The 16046-nt window shown below is 74.1% G+C and carries 17 protein-coding genes and 2 pseudogenes; 9 read left to right on the top strand and 10 right to left on the bottom strand.

All coding sequences use genetic code 11. The features are described 5' to 3' along the window. Positions 1 to 5: 5 nt before the first annotated feature. The 5 genes from OIM89_RS00960 to OIM89_RS00940 are packed head-to-tail and all read right to left on the bottom strand — an operon-like array spanning position 6 to position 4370. The gene (locus tag OIM89_RS00960; RefSeq protein ID WP_047466800.1) at positions 6 to 887 is read right to left on the bottom strand and encodes a 3-hydroxyacyl-CoA dehydrogenase family protein; all 882 of its coding nucleotides are present in this window, start codon (positions 885 to 887) and stop codon (positions 6 to 8) included. Continuing rightward, a complete protein-coding gene (locus tag OIM89_RS00955; protein ID WP_030696059.1) occupies positions 880 to 1953 on the bottom strand; it encodes an HAD-IIIC family phosphatase in 1074 nt (357 codons plus the stop codon). The genes OIM89_RS00960 and OIM89_RS00955 overlap by 8 nt, the downstream gene beginning before the upstream one ends. Continuing rightward, a complete protein-coding gene (locus OIM89_RS00950; RefSeq protein ID WP_257381077.1) occupies positions 1950 to 3113 on the bottom strand; it encodes an acyl-CoA dehydrogenase family protein in 1164 nt (387 codons plus the stop codon). The genes OIM89_RS00955 and OIM89_RS00950 overlap by 4 nt, the downstream gene beginning before the upstream one ends. Further along, positions 3097 to 3369, bottom strand: coding sequence for an acyl carrier protein (locus tag OIM89_RS00945; RefSeq protein WP_257381076.1), 273 nt, complete (start codon positions 3367 to 3369; stop codon positions 3097 to 3099). Before OIM89_RS00945 ends, OIM89_RS00950 begins: the two co-directional genes overlap by 17 nt. After that, positions 3366 to 4370, bottom strand: coding sequence for a 3-oxoacyl-ACP synthase (locus tag OIM89_RS00940; RefSeq protein WP_264491765.1), 1005 nt, complete (start codon positions 4368 to 4370; stop codon positions 3366 to 3368). Before OIM89_RS00940 ends, OIM89_RS00945 begins: the two co-directional genes overlap by 4 nt. Positions 4371 to 4657: 287 nt before the next feature. Here OIM89_RS00940 and OIM89_RS00935 point away from each other — a divergent pair, with 287 nt between their 5' ends. Then, a complete protein-coding gene (locus OIM89_RS00935; RefSeq protein WP_264490879.1) occupies positions 4658 to 5341 on the top strand; it encodes a hypothetical protein in 684 nt (227 codons plus the stop codon). Positions 5342 to 5524: 183 nt separating this feature from the next. Then, the gene (locus OIM89_RS00930; protein ID WP_264490878.1) at positions 5525 to 5947 is read left to right on the top strand and encodes a hypothetical protein; all 423 of its coding nucleotides are present in this window, start codon (positions 5525 to 5527) and stop codon (positions 5945 to 5947) included. Positions 5948 to 6147: 200 nt separating this feature from the next. On the opposite strand, the pseudogene OIM89_RS00925 reads toward OIM89_RS00930, so the two are convergent. Then, a pseudogene (locus tag OIM89_RS00925) lies at positions 6148 to 6411 on the bottom strand (NUDIX domain-containing protein); the annotation flags it as partial. Positions 6412 to 6704: 293 nt separating this feature from the next. Between OIM89_RS00925 and OIM89_RS00920 the strand changes: the two are divergent. The 5 genes from OIM89_RS00920 (at position 6705) to OIM89_RS00900 (ending at position 11424) form a co-directional block, all read left to right on the top strand. Continuing rightward, entirely contained in the window at positions 6705 to 7568 is an 864-nt protein-coding gene (locus tag OIM89_RS00920; protein WP_264491764.1) for an ABC transporter ATP-binding protein, read from the top strand. Between the two features lie 7 nt (positions 7569 to 7575). Beyond that, positions 7576 to 8550, top strand: a complete 975-nt coding sequence (locus OIM89_RS00915; protein ID WP_030696053.1) for an iron-siderophore ABC transporter substrate-binding protein — start codon at positions 7576 to 7578, stop codon at positions 8548 to 8550. Continuing rightward, entirely contained in the window at positions 8547 to 10682 is a 2136-nt protein-coding gene (locus tag OIM89_RS00910; RefSeq protein WP_247859902.1) for an iron ABC transporter permease, read from the top strand. The genes OIM89_RS00915 and OIM89_RS00910 overlap by 4 nt, the downstream gene beginning before the upstream one ends. A 65-nt stretch (positions 10683 to 10747) precedes the next feature. Next, on the top strand, positions 10748 to 11041 hold the full coding sequence (locus tag OIM89_RS00905; RefSeq protein WP_047466802.1) for an ArsR/SmtB family transcription factor: 294 nt from the start codon (positions 10748 to 10750) through the stop codon (positions 11039 to 11041). Beyond that, positions 11038 to 11424, top strand: coding sequence for a VOC family protein (locus OIM89_RS00900; RefSeq protein WP_264490877.1), 387 nt, complete (start codon positions 11038 to 11040; stop codon positions 11422 to 11424). The genes OIM89_RS00905 and OIM89_RS00900 overlap by 4 nt, the downstream gene beginning before the upstream one ends. Before the next feature lie 9 nt (positions 11425 to 11433). Here OIM89_RS00900 and OIM89_RS00895 read toward each other — a convergent pair whose 3' ends face one another. Next, positions 11434 to 11787 (bottom strand): MerR family transcriptional regulator, encoded by a 354-nt coding sequence (locus OIM89_RS00895; RefSeq protein WP_061403759.1) that lies wholly within the window; start codon positions 11785 to 11787, stop codon positions 11434 to 11436. A gap of 66 nt (positions 11788 to 11853) precedes the next feature. On the opposite strand from OIM89_RS00895, the gene OIM89_RS00890 reads away from it, so the two are divergent. Next, on the top strand, positions 11854 to 12747 hold the full coding sequence (locus OIM89_RS00890) for an SDR family oxidoreductase (RefSeq protein WP_226964804.1): 894 nt from the start codon (positions 11854 to 11856) through the stop codon (positions 12745 to 12747). Positions 12748 to 12764: 17 nt separating this feature from the next. Here the strand turns inward: OIM89_RS00890 and OIM89_RS29830 are convergent. The 3 genes and pseudogenes from OIM89_RS29830 to OIM89_RS00880 all read right to left on the bottom strand — a co-directional run. Continuing rightward, positions 12765 to 12899: pseudogene (locus OIM89_RS29830) on the bottom strand (VOC family protein); the annotation flags it as partial. Further along, positions 12892 to 13020: a hypothetical protein gene (locus OIM89_RS29825; protein ID WP_258038537.1), complete on the bottom strand. Its 129-nt coding sequence runs from the start codon at positions 13018 to 13020 to the stop codon at positions 12892 to 12894. The pseudogene OIM89_RS29830 and the gene OIM89_RS29825, both read right to left, overlap by 8 nt. Positions 13021 to 13025: 5 nt before the next feature. Continuing rightward, a complete protein-coding gene (locus OIM89_RS00880) occupies positions 13026 to 14510 on the bottom strand; it encodes an oxidoreductase (RefSeq protein WP_226964805.1) in 1485 nt (494 codons plus the stop codon). Between the two features lie 555 nt (positions 14511 to 15065). Between OIM89_RS00880 and OIM89_RS00875 the strand changes: the two genes are divergently transcribed. After that, complete coding sequence (locus OIM89_RS00875) at positions 15066 to 16043, top strand: hypothetical protein (protein WP_238470202.1); 978 nt, start codon at positions 15066 to 15068, stop codon at positions 16041 to 16043. The last annotated feature ends 3 nt before the right edge of the window (positions 16044 to 16046 follow it).

The raw sequence follows: 16046 nt of genomic DNA, 5'->3' as shown, positions 1-16046 counted from the left end.
GGCGGTCACCGGATTTCGTAGGTGTGGAAGCCGCGGCCGCTCTTGCGGCCGCGGTGTCCGCGCTCGACGAGGTCGCGGAGGAGGGCGGTGGGTTCGAAGCGGGGGTCGCCGGTGGTCTCCCGCAGGACGACGAGCGAGTCCAGCACGGTGTCGAGGCCGATCAGGTCGGCGGTGCGCAGCGGTCCCATGGCGTGTCCGAAGCAGTCGGTGAAGACGAGGTCCACGGTCTCGGCGTCGGCGGTGCCCTCCTCGACCCGGGCGGCAGCGTCGTTGATCATCGGCATGAGGACCCGGTTGGAGACGAACCCGGGGCTGTCGCGCACCAGATGGGCCCGTTTGCCGATGGCGTCGAGCAGTGCGAGGACGGTGGCCAGGCTCTCCTCGGAGGTGCGCGGCCCGCGGACCACCTCGACCGCGTCCTTGAGGTGCGCGGGGTTCATGAAGTGGGTGGCGAGCACGCGGTCCGGGCGTCCGGTGTACCCGGCCAGGATGTCGACGGGAATGGCCGAGGTGCAGGAGGCGAGGACGGTGTCCGGACCGCAGGCGGCGTCGAGGGTGCCCAGGATGCGTTCCTTGACGTCCATCCGCTCGGGTCCGCACTCCACCACCAGCGCGGCGTCGGCGAGGGCGTCCGGGGCGCTCGCCCACCGCACCCGGGCGGCGACCTCGGCGGGCGGGTCGCCCGGCGCGGGCCGGCGCAGCAGCCGGGCGGCCCGGAGGCCGGTCCGCAGCCGGCGTTCGCCGGCGGCCCTCGCCGCCGGGTCGGGGTCGTGGAGGGTGACCGGGTACCCGGCCTCGGCGAAGCACTGTGCCACGCCGACGCCCATGGTCCCCGCCCCGACCACACCGATCGGTGTGGTCGCCGGGGGACGGCTGCCGCTACGCATCAGGACCTCCGGCCGGGGTGAGGAGCCGTACGTGGCCGGGTACGGCCGGGGGCGGGGCGTCGGGCGGGAATTCCAGCAGCAGGGGATCGCCCGGCACCGGCCGGGTGGCGTCGCCGAGCGGCCGGAATCCGGCGAAGCGCAGGTTGACGAGCATCGCCCGGTTGACGTCCGTGGGGACGAACTCGGCCTGGGGGCGCCGCCCTTCGGCGAGGGCCTGGCGCACCACGTGGCCGATGAGGGCCGGGCCGATTCCGCGTGACATGACCCGGCAGGAGAGCAGCAGCAGCCGCAGCACGGTCCGGTCGGCCTCCTCCTCGGTGACCACCAGCCCGACGGTGCCGTACGAGCCGTGCACGTCCGTCAGCGCGGCCACCGTCACCCGGTGGTGCGGGGAGCGGCTGAGCTGTCGCAGCTCCGCCAGGTCGTAGGTGCGGCCGGTGGTGTTGAGCTGGTGGGTGCGGACCGTCAGTTCGTGGGCCCGCGCGAAGTCGGCCTCGGTGGCCTCCCGGACCGTCAGCTCCAGCCGGAGGGAGGCGAGGAACTCCCCGGGCGCTCCCTCGTACGTCTCCTCGGCCCGCTTGCGGCCCAGTTCGGCGCGGTACATCTCGCGGCGCCTGCGGGACTCCTCGGTGAGGTGGCGGGGGCGGAACTCCGGCAGCGAGAGGAAATCCGGCACCGCCTCCGGCTCGTAGCACCGTACGCGGGGATGGGCGGCGGCCACCTCGGCCCGCTCGACCGGGTCGTTGTCGACGAAGGCGAGGCTGTCGACGCCGATGCCCAGCGCCTCGGCGACCCGCCCCACCGAGGCGGATTTGGCGCCCCAGCCGATCTCCACCGCCGTGAACAGCTCGGCCAGGCCCAGCCTGGCGAGGTGGGCCGTGGCGGTGGCGTGGTCGCCGCGGCTCGCCACCGCGTGCAGCACGCCGCGTTCGTCGAGGGTGCGCAGGGTGTGCAGGGTGGCCTCGGCGGGGCGCGGGTCGTCGCCCTCCAGCAGGGTGCCGGACCAGAGGGTGTCGTCGAGGTCCCACACCAGGCACTTGACCGTTGCCGGGGCGTCCGCCGTCATGCCGTCGCTCCGTCCGGGCGGGGCGCGGGGACGCCGTGGTCACGGAAGAGGCGGTCGGCGATATGTGTCTCGGCCACGTGCTGTGCTCCTTCGATGATCTCCATCACCTTGGCGTCGCGGAACAGCCGCCCCGCCCTGCTGTCGGGCGCGCAGCCGGCGGACCCGAGGATCTGTACGGCGTCACGGGTCACGGCCGCGGCAGCGTCGGCGGCGGCGTACTTGGCGAGGACGGTCTCGTGCACGGCGCGCCCCGGCTCGTGGGTACGGGCGCGGGCCGCGCGCCGGCACAGTTCGCGCGCCCCGGTGGCGGCCACCGCCGACCGGGCCAGGACGGCGCGCACCGACTGGTGGGCACTGAGCGGGGTGCCGCCCTGGAAGCGGGTACCGGCATGGGTGACGGCGTCGTGCAGGGCGGCCTCCGCCATGCCCACACAGCCCCAGGCGACGGTGTGGCGGCCGTGGTCCAGCACGGTCGCGGCGACATGGGAGAGCCCGAGGCCGACCGGTGCGACGAGGTGGTCGCGGGGCACCCGTACCGCGTCGAACTCCAGGTGGGCGACGCGCGCGGCCCGCATCCCGAGCTGCCCGGTGACGGCCTCCCGGCTCACCCCCGGCCGTCCGGTCTCCACCAGGACGGCGGCCGGGCCCCCGGGCGCCCGGCCCAGCACCAGGACGAGGTCGGCGAACTGACCGCAGGTCACCCATCGCTTGCGCCCGCTCACCACGAGCTCGTCGCCGTCCTCCTCGACGGCGGTGGCCACGTGCGCGAGAGCGCTGCCGGCGTCCTGCTCGGTGGCGGCGAAGGCGGCGACCAGTTCCCCGGAGGTGAGCCGGGGGAGCCACGTCCCGCGCTGGCCGGCGGTGCCCCAGCGGCGCAGCCCGGCGGCGACCATGCCCTGCACGGTGACCAGGCCGCGGACCGCGCCGCACACGCCGCCCAGCGTCGCGCAGACCTCACCCAGCTCCTGCTGTCCGGTGCCGGCGCCGCCGTACTCGGCCGGGACGTCCGGGGCGAGGAGACCGGCCCGGGCCAGATCGCCGGCCACCTCTCTGGGCAGCCCCTCGGAGCGGTCCCAGGCGGCGGCCGGCAGGAGCCAGCGCGCGGCGAGGTCCCGGGCGGCGCGCACCGGCTCCGGCACGGCCTCAGGCGGACGTGTCATCGCCCGCGCCCAGTCCGGCGGGGTGGCCCTGCTTGGCCCGGACGAATCGGGCGATCCGCGCGGCGGTGCGGAAGCTGTCCAGGTCGAGGTCCTCCACCTCGACGGTGACCGCGTACCGCTCCTCGACGAAGGTGACCAGCTCCAGCGCGAACAGGGAGTCGGCCAGTCCGAGGGCGAAGTAGTCGTCGTCGGGCGCGACGGGGCGGCGCAGGGCCAGGGTGAGGAACTCGGTGACCTGTTCGGTGATCTCGTTCACGCCGTCGTCTCCTGGTGGTTCTGGGGGGACGGGCGGTGCCCGTCGCGCCCGGGGCCTGTCCGGACCAGCAGCAGACTCCAGGCCGCCACCGGGCTCACGTTGATCAGCACGGCGTGGTCGCCGTCGGCGAGCCGGCCGGCCTCCAGGGCCGACGCGAGGTTGAGGAACACGTCGTTGGGGCCGAGGTGCCCGAGCGTGCGCAGGTTCTCCCGGCACTCCGGGAGCAGCGTCAGGTCCAGGGCCTCCTCGGTGAAGGTGAGGCCGCCGGCGGAGAGGTTCTGGCTCACGAAGCCGCTCACGTCCGCGCGGGTGAGGCCGTTGCGCCGCAACAGCCGGTCGAGCAGGGCCCGCAGCCGGTTGCGGGTCTCCACGGCGAGCCGGAAGGAGTAGGCGGGCTGGTCGGTGCACTCCTCGCGCCACCGCGACGGGTGCCGGCCCCGGTAGTCGACGTGGAAGAGGTCCCAGTACCGTCCGTCGGTCTCCTGGACCTGGTCCACGATCGTGACGTTCCCCCGCCGCCCGAGCAGCAGGGCCTGTCCGCCGTCCCCGTTGACGGTGACCGGGTGCCGGTACCGGTGCTCGGAGACGGGCTTGCTGCCGTGGGCGACCAGGACCGGCCCCAGCTCCGGGTCGGCGGCCAGCAGTCCCCGCGCCGTGAGCAGCGCCGGGGTCACGGAGACGCAGCCCAGTCCGCCCACGGTGAAGGTGAGCGCGTGGGTCGCGCCCAGGCGGGCCTGGAGCAGGGTCGCCTCGGAGCTGAGCAGCGTCCGCGGCGCCCGTTGCTCGACCACCAGGAGGGCGCCCAGTTCCTCGGCGGAGATCCTGGCCTCCGCCAGCGCCCGCCGGGCGGCCCGCTCGGCCAGGGTGGTCGCGTCGGCGTCGTCCACCCCGACCGTCTCGATGCCCAACTGCCCGCAGACGGTCCGCTGCTCCTCGGGAAGATCGAGGATCGAGGGCAGCTCCGCCACCTTCGTCCTGACCGGCGGCAGGAAGGAGCCCACCGCCCGGACCGCGAGCGGCGCGGACGGCCTGCGTGCACCGGAATGGCTCACTGGAACTCCCCCGTGAGGCGGCTGGGTTCGGCGTCATTCCAGCGGGGCGGGTGAAGCCGGGGGAAGGCTATTTAGGCAGGGCTGAACCGTGACGGCCGTGCGCCTTCCGTGCGCCTCCTCGGGGCGGGCGGGACGAGTGCCGGGGCCGGCCCAGCAGCGGCGCCGCCCGGACTCCCGGTCGACCACCGGCGACTCACGGAGCGAAGGGTCGTGCACGAAGGTGCGAGACTGCCTCCGTGGCCATGCACCTCATCTCCGTTGTCGGCAGTAGTCCTGGCGTCGGCAAGACCACCCTGTGCCGCGCGGTGGCCCAGTGGCTGGCCGGCGCCGGCGCATCGGTGGACCACTTCGAGGAGGCCGACATTCTCACGCGGCCGGCCTTCCGGCCCGTGGCGGAGGAGTTCGCCGGTGAGACTGCCGCCGTCCGGCCCGCAACCTTGGTCGCGTGCACGCGCGCCTACGTCGCGGAGTCACTCGCGGCGGGCAAGGACCACCTGGTCACGGACGCCCTCCTACCCTTCATTCCGTCCCTTGTGGCATGGGGCCACGACGAGGCGAGTCTCGTCCAGGTCATGGAAGACCTGTCCCACGCCGTGCAGCCGGCCCAGGTCACGGTGGTGTATGCCCACGACGACCCCGAAACGGCACTGCGACGTGCCGTCGAGAGGGAGGGGGACGCCTGGGAGGACTGGTACGTGCGGAAACTTGCCGCCTCCCCTGGGACTCGGGGTGTTCATGACCTCTCGTCGGCTGCCGCTCATCTCCGCTTCGAAGGCGAACTGACGCGGCGTCTCCTCGCCCGGACCCCGTGGCACGTCCTGAACGTGAACGTCGGCACCCTGAACGCCCAGGAGGCCTACGCCCATACCCGGGACCACCTCACGGACATGCTGGAGTTGCCCGGACGGCCTTTGGCATAGCAGGACGCCGACCAGAGGGAAGGGCCCCTCGGCGGTCCTGCCGACGGCGGCCTCCGCCGTGGTGACCCTCGCTGCCGGCTCCCGGGCTGCGGGCGGGGGAGGGGCGGACGACCGGTCAGGCGCCCCGTGCGCCGCGGCCCGTATGCGCTTGTCCGCCGGTCGGCTCCGGCCCACGGTGCCGTGGTGGAACTCTTCTCGCCCTCCTGGCAGGCCTTGCGCGCGGCGGTCGCCGCACTGCCGGACGAGGACTTCGACCAGCCCTCCGGTTCCGCGGCGGGCCGGGCCGCCGCACTCGCCGACCCCGCCCTCCGCGTCGGCACCCAGGACAAGGTACTGACCGCCGGCGACTACCTCTCGGCGTACGTACTCGAATGGACCCCGCACCACCTCGACCTGACCGCACACCTGCCGTCGGCCGCCGCTCCCCCCGCCGAGACCCTCGCCCCGGCCCGCACCGCGCTGGAGCGGATCGCCGGGGCCCCGTTCCCCGCCTCGTTCCCCGACGAGGCCGCGCTGCGCGTCGGCACCGGACGCCGCACACCGACCGACGCCGAGCGGGCCGCTCTGGGCGGGCTCGCGGCGAACCTTCCGCTCATCCTCGGCTGATCACGGGCGTCGGCCGGGCGGGTCGGCGCCCGTCTCTCCGGCCGGCGGCTCCTGTGGTGAGACCGGCCACCCCGGGGCGCGGGCAACTCCGCGTGCCGGTGGGCCAGTTCGAGGGTGGACGGGGCCAGGCGCAGGCGGGGCGTCACCCCGGGGCGGAACCAGTGGAGCAGGACGCCCTCGGTGGGGTGGAGCGTGGCGGGGTCGCCGTTCCAGCGGGCGGTGAAGATCTGGATCAGGACCGGTGATCCGTCCGTCCCGGTGGCGGTCTCGACGGCGAACGGTTCGAGTCCCGGGAGGTCCAGCCCCGTCTCCTCCCGGAGTTCGCGCCGGGCGGTCTCCGCCAGGGAGCGGTCGCCCGGTTCGCGGCCGCCGCCGGGAAGGGACCAGGAGCCCGGTTCCCAGACGCCGGGCAGATTGTCGCGCAGGTGCAGCAGGTAGGCGCCGGCCTCGTTGTGGAGGAGCACCGAGGCATTGCCGACCGGAGGGCCGCCGGGCGGCGCGGGGGTGGGGCGCGGGTCCGTCGGAGGTGACCTCCCGAGAGGGCGACGGCGGGCGCGTGGGCCGCCAGGGTGTTCCGGTGAGCCGGCAGGGGAGCGTAACGGCGCGGGCCGGAGGGCGGGCCGCCTCGGCCGGGAGCGTCCGGATCAAGCCACATCCGGGGAGCGGGGGCCGATTCCCGACCTTGGTTAAGGTTAGGCTAACCTCACCGCTTGTGACTGCACTCGACCGAGAAGACGGTCCGCCGCGCCTGCTCGCGGTGGACGCGCACGGCGCGCCCGCCGTGGACGACGGGACCCCTGGGGGGACCGGGCTGGACGCGGACGGCATCACCGTCGCCTACGACGGGACCGACGTCGTCCACGGGGCCGATCTCCGCCTGCCGCGCGGCCAGGTCACCGCGCTCATCGGGCCGAACGGCAGCGGCAAGTCGACGCTGCTGCGTGCCGTCGCGCGGCTGCACCGGGCGCGGACCGGGAGCGTCACGGTCTTCGCCGACGGGGACGAGCGGGTCGACGCCCTCGCGCTCTCCCGTACCGAGTTCGCCCGCCGCGTCACCCTGCTCGCGCAGAGCCGTACCGCCCCCGCCGGACTCAGTGTCCGCGAGGTGGTCGGCTTCGGGCGGCACCCCTACCGCAAACGGCTGCGCGGCGGCGACCCGGACGGGGCGGGCCGCATCGACCACGCCCTGGCCATCACCGACCTGACCGCGCTCGCCGACCGGGGCGTGGAAAGCCTCTCCGGCGGCCAGTTGCAGCGCGTCTGGTTCGCCTGCTGCCTCGCCCAGGACACCGACGTCCTGCTCCTCGACGAGCCCACCACCTACCTCGACCTCCGCTACCAGATGGAGACCCTCGACCTGGTCCGCGACCTCGCCGACCAGCACGGGGTGACCGTCGGCGTCGTCCTGCACGACCTGGACCAGGCCGCCGCCGTCGCCGACCGCGTCGTCCTGCTGTCGGCCGGCCGCGTCGTCGCCGCCGGCACCCCGGCCGAGGTCTACGACACCGAGCGGCTGACCGGCACGTACGGCATCCGGATCGAGGTCGACACCGACCCCTCCACCCGCGTCCCCCGCACCCGCGCGGTGGGCAGGCACCACCTCCGCCTCGAAAGGCCCTGACACCCTCATGAGAACCACGTACCTGGCGTGGCCGCTGCTCGCCGCCGCGGCCACCACCGCCCTCGTCGGCTGCGGCTCCACCGAGGCGCCGAAGAAGGAGAACGCCGCCGACGCCGCCCTCACCGTCACCGACGCCCGCGGCGAGAAGGTGAAGCTGGACGGCCCCGCGAAGCGGGTCGTCGGCACCGAGTGGAACGTCGTCGAGTCCCTCCTGACCCTCGGCGTCGAGCCGGTCGGCGTCGCCGACGTGAAGGGCTATCAGGCATACGACACCGCAGCGCCCCTCCCCGACGGCGTCAAGGACATCGGCACCCGGGGCGAGCCCAGCGTCGACACCGTCGCCGGACTCAAGCCCGACCTGGTCGTGGCCACCACCGACCTCTCCGACGCCGCCGTCAAGCAGCTCTCCCAGGTCGCCCCCGTCGTGGTGGTGAAGTCGGCCGACGCGAGCCGCCAGATCGACCAGATGACCGACAACGTGCAGCTCATAGCCGAGGCGACCGGCACCGAGAAGAAGGCCGAGAGCGAGATCGCCTCCTTCCGCGAGGCGCTCGCCGACGGCAGGAAGAAGCTCGCCGACGCCGGCCTCGCCGGGGAGAAGGTCGCCTTCGCCGACGGCTGGCAGGAGGGCAACCAGGTCTCCGTACGTCCCTACGTCAAGGGCTCGCTGATCACCGACATCAACACCGAACTCGGCCTGGTCAGCCCCTGGAAGATGAAGGGCGACAAGGGGTACGGCCTCGCCTCCACCGACGTCGAAGGTCTCACCCGGATCGGCGACGCCCGCTTCACCTACATCGCCAACGACGCCGACGGCGGCGACCCGTTCGCCGACGGACTGAAGAACAACGCCGTCTGGAAGTCGCTGCCCTTCGTCAAGAACGACGAGGTGTACCGCCTCCCCGACGGCATCTGGATGTTCGGCGGTACCGCCTCCGGCAAGCAGTACGTCGACGCGATCGTGGACGCGCTGACCGGGTGAACGTGAGCAGCTCCACGACCAAGGACCGGCCCGCGCCGGCGGCCGCCCCGGCGGAGGCAGCGCCCTCCGCCGGGGCCGGCCCGGCCGCGCGCCGGGGCCGCGCCCTGCTTCTCGCCCCGCTCGCGGTGCTCGTCCTGGCCGCCCTCGCCGCCCTGCACGTCAGCCAGGGCACGGCGGCCGTCGGGCCGGGCACCCTCTGGCACGCGCTCGGCTCCGCCCTGACCGGTGGCGACCCCGTCGACCAGGCCGACGCCGTCCTGCTCTCCTCCCGGCTGCCCCGGCTCGCCGCCGGACTGGTCGTCGGCTGCGCCCTGGGTGCGGCGGGCGCCGCCCTCCAGTCGGTCTCCCGCAACGTCCTGGCCTCGCCCGACACCCTCGCGGTCAACGCCGGCGCCTACCTGGCCGTCGTCGCCGTCGCCGCCTTCGGCATCACCCTCCCGGCCTTCCCCGCAGGCGGCACCGCCTTCGTCGGCGGACTGCTCGCCGCCGGGATCGTGCTGGGCCTCTCACGCGCCGGGGCGGGCCCGATCCGGCTGGTCCTGGCCGGCTCCGCCCTCACCCTCGCGCTCAGCGGCCTCAGCCAGCTCCTGCTGATCCTCCGCGAGCAGCAGACCTCCGGTCTGTACGCCTGGGGCAACGGCTCGCTCGGCCAGATCGGCATGGAGACCATCGACCGGATGGCCCCCGTCGCGCTGGTCGGCCTCGTCGGCCTGTTCCTGCTCGGCAAGAGGCTCGACATCCTCGCCCTCGGCGACGACGGGGCCGCCGTGGTCGGGGTCAGCCCGCGCCTCACCCGGGGTGTCGCCGTCGTCCTCGCCGTCCTCCTCGCGGCGGTCGCGGTCACCGTCGCCGGTCCGGTCGGCTTCGTCGGCCTGTGCGCGCCCGCCGTCGTCCGGCTGGCCGGAGCCTGGGCCCCGGTCCTCCTCCGTCACCGCGTCCTCATCCCCGCCGCCTCGGTGGCCGGGATGATCGTGGTGCTCGGCGCCGACATCCTGCTGCGCGCCCTCTTCGGCGCACAGGCCGGCACGGCGGTCCCCACCGGCATCGTCACCAGCCTCTTCGGCGCGCTCCTCCTGGTGTTCCTCGCCCACCGCTCCCGCGACGCCGGCTCCGCCGACCCCACCACGGCCTTCGCCCGTCTGCGCAGCCGCCGGGCGTACGTGGTGACTCTGGTGGTCGCGGGGACCGCGCTGGCCGGCGCGGTCGTCGCCGCCGTCCTGCTGGGCGACACCCGCCTGCTCCTCGGCGACGTGGGGTACTGGATCACCGGCCGCTCCGGCGACCTGGTCTCCTTCGTCCTGGACACCCGGGTGCCCCGGGTCGCTGCCGCGCTGCTCGCCGGGGCCGCGCTGGCCGTGGCCGGCGCGGTCGTCCAGGCCGTCTCGCGCAACCCGCTGGCCGAACCCGGCATCCTCGGCGTCGTCGGGGGAGCGGGCGTCGGCGCGGTCACCGTCCTCACCGTGGTCCCGCTCGCCGGGTTCTGGCTCATCGGCGGGGCCGCCCTCGCCGGTGCCGCGGCCGCCGCCGCCCTCGTCTTCGGGCTCGCCGCCCGGCGCGGGCTGGAGCAGAACCGGCTGGTCCTCATCGGCATCGGTGTCTCCGCCGGCACCGGGGCGCTGGTGAGCCTGCTCATCGTCCTCACCGACCCGCACAACGGCACCAAGGCACTGACCTGGCTCTCCGGCTCCACGTACGGCCGTACCCTCCCCGAGGTCGTGCCCGTGCTGACCGCGCTGGTGGTGGCGCTGCCGCTGCTGGCCGTCTTCCGCCGTGAGCTGGACCTCATCGGGCTGGACGCGGACACCCCGCGGCTGCTCGGCATCCGGCCCGGCACGATGCGGCTCGGGCTGCTCACCGTCGCCGTCGTCCTCACCGCCACCTCGGTGGCCGCGGTCGGCGTCATCGGCTTCGTCGGCCTCGTCGCCCCGCACGCGGCCCGCGCCCTGGTCGGGCAGCGGCACGCCCGGGTCCTTCCGGTCTCGGCGCTGCTCGGCGCCCTGCTGGTGGTGGTCGCGGACACGGTCGGGCGGACCGTCATCGCCCCCGGCCAGATCCCGGTCGGCATCGTGACCGCCGTGATCGGCGCCCCGTACTTCGGCTGGCTGCTGTGGAGGTCCAAGGGGGAGAGCTGAGTCGTGCGGCGCGCGTCCCGTTCCACCCCTTGATAGGCAAGTCGCTGCTTGCCTATGGTGGAGTCATGGCGGAGGATGTCTACAAGGCACTGGCCGATCCCACCCGCCGGCTCCTTCTCGACGAGCTGGCGGAGCGGGACGGCCAGACCTTGTTCGAGCTGTGTACGCGGCTGGTGACCAAGCACGGCCTGGGGCTGTCCCGGCAGGGGATCAGCCAGCACCTGGCCGTCCTGGAAGCCGCGGAGCTGGTCCGCACCCGGCGCCAGGGCCGCTACAAGTTCCACGACCTGAACACCGAGCCGCTGGAGCACGTCGTGACCCGATGGCTCAGGCCCGACGCACCGGAGAGCACCCCATGAGGATCCATCTGACCAGCGTCTTCGTCGACGACCAGGAGAAGGCGCTGCGCTTCTACACCGGGGCGCTCGGCTTCGTGAAGAAGCACGACGTCCCGCTCGGCGAGGCCCGCTGGCTGACCGTCGTCTCCCCGGAGGCCCCCGAGGGCACCGAACTGCTCCTGGAGCCCGACGGCCACCCCGCCGTCAAGCCGTACAAGGAGGCGCTGGTCCACGACGGCATCCCCGCCGCCTCCTTCGCCGTGGACGACGTGACCGCCGAGTTCGGCCAGCTGAGCGAACTGGGGGTCACCTTCGTCCAGGAACCGCTGACGATGGGCCCGGTCACCACCGCGGTCCTCGACGACACCTGCGGCAACCTCATCCAGATCGCCCACAGCGCGTAGACCGGACGCTCAGCCTCCGCGGACGAAGGCCGCGCACTCCGGGCAGTCGTCCAAGTAGCGGTGGCGGCACTCGGCGGTGTGCCGCAGGAAGGTGACCGCCTGCCGCCGGTGGGCGATCTCCTCCTCCAGCGCCGCGATCTTCGCCCGAACGACGCCCTGGGCCGCCGCCTTCGTCGGCGCCATGGCCGCGATGACCTCGGGCAGCGAGAGCCCGACGCGGCGCAGCCGCAGCACGGTCCGGGCCTGTTCCAGCGCGCCGTCGTCGTAGACGCGGTAGCCGTTGCCGTCGCGACGCACGGTGAGGGCGCCGACGCTCTCCCAGTGCCGCAGCACGTGGGTCTCGACCCCCAGCTCCGCGGCCACTTCCCCGATCGTCCTCACCACACGGCCCTTGCCTTCATGTCGACCTGAATCGCTAGCGTCCCGATCATGCCCGACACCACCACGCCCACGCGTTCTTCCAGCCGCCCCACCGTCCTGGTCACCGGCGCCACCGGCAACCTCGGCCGGGAGGTCGTCGACCGCCTCCGGACGCAGGGCGCACGCGTCCGCTGCCTGGTCCGCGACCTGGCAGGTGCGCCACCGGAGGCCGAGCCGGTGACCGGCGACCTCACGAACCCCGCTGCCCTCCGCCAGGCACTCGACGGCGTCGATGCGGTCTTCCTGATCTGGCCCCTGCTCGAATCCGCCCCCGCCCACGGCCTGATCGCGGAACTCGCCGCGGCGGCGCCCCGCCTCGTCCACCTCTCCTCGGCCGCCGTCGAGGACGGGTCCGCCCACCAGACCGACCCCATCGTCCAGGTGCACGCCGACATGGAAGCCCTGCTGCACGGCGCCGGACTGCGGCCCGTGGTGCTGCGGAGCGACACGCTGGCCTCCAACGCCCGTGGCTGGAAGCGGCAGTTGGCGGCGGGCGACGTCGTCTCGGGCCCACAGCCAGCGCGTACGGCCGTCGTCGACGAGCGGGACGTCGCCGACGCCGCCGTGGCCGTGCTGCTCGCCGACCAGGCAGACCGGGACCACGGCCCGTACGTGCTGACGGGACCGGAGATACTCGGCCGCGCCGAGCAGGTCGCCCAGCTCGGTGCCGCGCTCCGGCGCGATCTGCGCTTCCAGGCGCTCCCCGCCGCCCGAGCACGGGCACGGATGCGCGCGGACGGCCTTCCCGAGCCCCTCGCGGACGCGCTGGTCGCGGCGGCGGAGCGGCGCCCCGATTCCCCGCGCGTCACCGATCACGTGCGGCGCCTCACCGGCCACCCGGCGGGCACCTTCGCGCGCTGGGCAGCCGACCATGCGGCCGAGTTCGGCCGCCGCGACCCCTGAGACGTCCCGCCCGGTGGCTACTTCGCCGTCAGGCAGAACGGGCGCCCGGCCGGGTCGAGCAGGACCCGCCACCGTTCCGCGAGGGGCTGCGGCTCGGGCCGTGCGGCGCCCAGGGCCGACAGCCGCGTCTCGGCGGTATCGAGGTCAGCGCCGCGAAGTCGCCGGTGGTCGCTCGTCCAGGTCCGGGCCGGTGGCCGCCCCGCAGAAGGCGGCCAACGCCGGCGGGCCGGCGCAGTCGAGGTCGACGGCCGTGAGCCTCATCGACCCGGTCATGGCATTCAGTTCCTGTTCAGGGTGCGGGTGACGCCGGCGACGACCGCCGTCGTGAGCAGCCAGCCGACGGCGACCAGGAGATACGCGAACCACTGGGTCGCGTCGGTCCAGTGCCACGCGCCGCGCTGGCCGAAGTCGCCGACGGGGAAGAGCAGGTCGACGGTGTAGACCAGCGCGTTGAACGGGGCACCCTCCCCGTCCTTCGTCCGGACGGGCGAGCCCGAGCTGAACACCAGGCCGCCGAGGAGGCAGAGCGCGCCCATCCACAGCGCCGCCAGCCAGGGGCGGTAGCCGTAGCCGACGGTGGCGTCGAGCAGCCGCCCCCACACCCGGCCGGGCACGTTCAGCGTGGTGCGGCGGTGTCGCTGCTTGGCGAGCAGCACCCGCCGGGCGTCGTCGTCGTGGCCGGCCTGCCGGTAGCAGGCGGCGAGCTGCTCGTACGGCTGCGGGGCGTATCCGGGGTTGCGGCGGAGCCAGGCCAGGCGCCGGTTCACGTTCTCCCGCCCGGGTGTCGCCTCGGAGTGGAGCGAGCCGTAGACGAAGCCGTCCAGCCGCACCTCGTCCGGCCAGCTCCCCGCGCGGTCGTGCAGGGCGGTCACCGTGGCGCCCCGGAGGTCCACGGTTCCGGAAGGCTTCGTGGCGAGGCCGAAGTCGAGGGTCCCCACCTGCATGCCGACGCCGAACAGGGCGGTCCCGGTGCCGTCGAGGGTGGCGCCGTCGAGGGTCAGGAGATCCGCTATCCGGGCGCCCCGAAGCCGCACCGTTCCCGTCGCACGGAAGCCGTCGGACAGCTCCACCGCCGAGGCGTCCGCGCGGTCCGCGACCAGCGCCTCGCCCTGCGGGCTCTCCAGCCGCGCCCCTCTCATGAAGAGACCGCCGGGAAGCTGCGCGCCCACCAGGCGCACCCCACCGCGCGTGAAGAAGCCCTCGCGGCAGAAGACGCCTCCCCCCATGGCAAGGCCCCCGGCGAACACTCCCCATCGCCCCGGCGCGGTGATCCGCGCCCCGTTCAGGCGCAGTTCCCCGGTCACCTGGGCATTGACGAGGGTGAGGCTGCCCGTTTCCAGCACGGAGCCGGTCAGGTCCAGGTGCCCCTCGACGCGGGCCAGCCCGGCATCCACGCCCGGGACGCGGCCGGCGGTGATGTGGACCGTTCTCGTCGTGGCGGCGTGCAGGCTCACCGGCTGCTCCAGCCGGCACCCCTTCAGCCACACCGGGCTGCCGATCTCCGCACCGGCCAGGTCGAGCGCCCCGGTGATCCGCGCCCCCGCCAGGCGCAGCGCCGCGACCCCGCCCGGCCGCGCCGGACCGCCGCCCAGCAGCAGCGCGGCCACCACCTCGGCACGGACCGTCCGTCCGGCGCCCCACTCCGCCCCCGTGGCGGGGTCGTCCTCCTCGGGCACCCCGGTCCGCAGGTCCACCCACCGCCCTTCGGGGAAGGCGTCCCACAACGCGCGCTCGGCAGCGGTCAGTTCGTCGTAGATCAGCACGGCCTCAGGGTACGGCCGCCACACGGCCCGCCGCCGGGGAAGAGCGTCTGCCCGGCGCACCGCCCCTCCTGATCACCTCGCAGGCGCCGGTGGTGGTGTCGCGTGTGAGGGCGCGGTGTCAGGCGAGCGTCCGTGCCGCTCTCGCGCGACCTCGTTCCGCCGGGCGCGGTCCGCGAATGTGATCGAGAAGTGAAGGAAATGCGTGCGCGCTTTCGGTGAGGGAGGCCGCAGATGTCCAGTCGCGCCGCCGCATGGGTAAAGGTGCATCTCAGGGGTGGTGCGGTGGGGTGATTCCGGCAGGTGGAGCGCGGATATCGGGGGAGTGCCGTGGCGGTGTCGAGCATTCCGGATGCGCCCCGGTGCGGGCGAATACCGGATGTGCCGTCACATTTCCGGGGAGCGGAATTCCGTATCGGGAAGCGAGGGAAAGAGGGCCCCGCGGCCCACGAACCCGCACGTCAAACGAGTGTGCGGGTGTCGTCCGGGCGTGATACTTAACTACCTGCGAACGAGGCGTCGACGGTCCGAGGGGACCGGGCGCGGCAGGGGGTTGTCATGGCGTTGCTCCGGGGGGCGGGGTCCTCGCTGAGGAGATGGATCGGCCGTTCCACCGCAGAGGTGGACGAGGACCAGGGAGAGCCCGAGATCGGGCGCATCCGCGAGGCGGCCGAGGCGGCCGACTGGGGGGCCGTGCGCGCACAGCTGACGGAGCGTCCCGAGTCCGAGGACCGCACCTGGCTGATCACCGCGGTCGCCAGGACCGCCAACGTGGAGAACTGGATACCCCAGGCCGTCGAGGCCGAGCCGGACTCGGCCCTGCCGCTGCTCGTCGCCGGCGCCCGCCACGTCAACTGGGGCTGGGAGGCACGTACCGGCGCCCGCGCCGAGCACGTCTCGCGCGACCAGTTCCAGGTCTTCCACAACCGGCTGCGGACCGCCGAGAAGATGCTCTACGCGGTGGCCGAGCGCGAGCCGGAGTGGGTCAGCCCTTGGTACTTCCTCCAGATGAGCGGCCGGGGCCTCCAGGTCGGGCAGACCGTCGCCCGCCGCCGCTTCGAGGCGGCCGTCCGGCGCCACCCGCACCACCTCGGCGCCCACCAGCAGCAGCTCCAGCAGCTCTGCGACAAGTGGGGCGGCTCCCACGAGGAGATGCACGCCTTCGCCAACCAGGCCCTGCGCGACGCCCCCGCCGGCAGCATGCTCGGCCAGCTCGTCGCCCTCGCCCACATCGAGCAGTGGCTCGCCCTGGAATCCGGCGCCGACGCCGAGTACCTGGGGCAGCCCGGCATCACCGCCTCCCTCACCGAGGCCGCCGAACGCTCCATCTGGCACGAGGACTTCGCCTACGAGCAGGGATGGCTCCAGGTGTACAACACCTTCGCCATGGCCTTCTCGCTCACCGGAGACCGCGACCTGGCCAAACTCTGCTTCGACGGCACCAACGGGATCGTCACCGCGTTCCCCTGGAACTACCTCGACGCCGCCGACCCGGCCGCCGCCTACCGCGAGAACCGTGCCGCCGCCGGCCGCTGAGCC

The organism is Streptomyces sp. BI87, assembly GCF_025957665.1.
GTDB classification, from domain to species: domain Bacteria; phylum Actinomycetota; class Actinomycetes; order Streptomycetales; family Streptomycetaceae; genus Streptomyces; species Streptomyces albidoflavus.
Note: the sequence above shows the minus strand (reverse complement) of the source record. Positions and strands in the feature narration are given on the sequence as shown.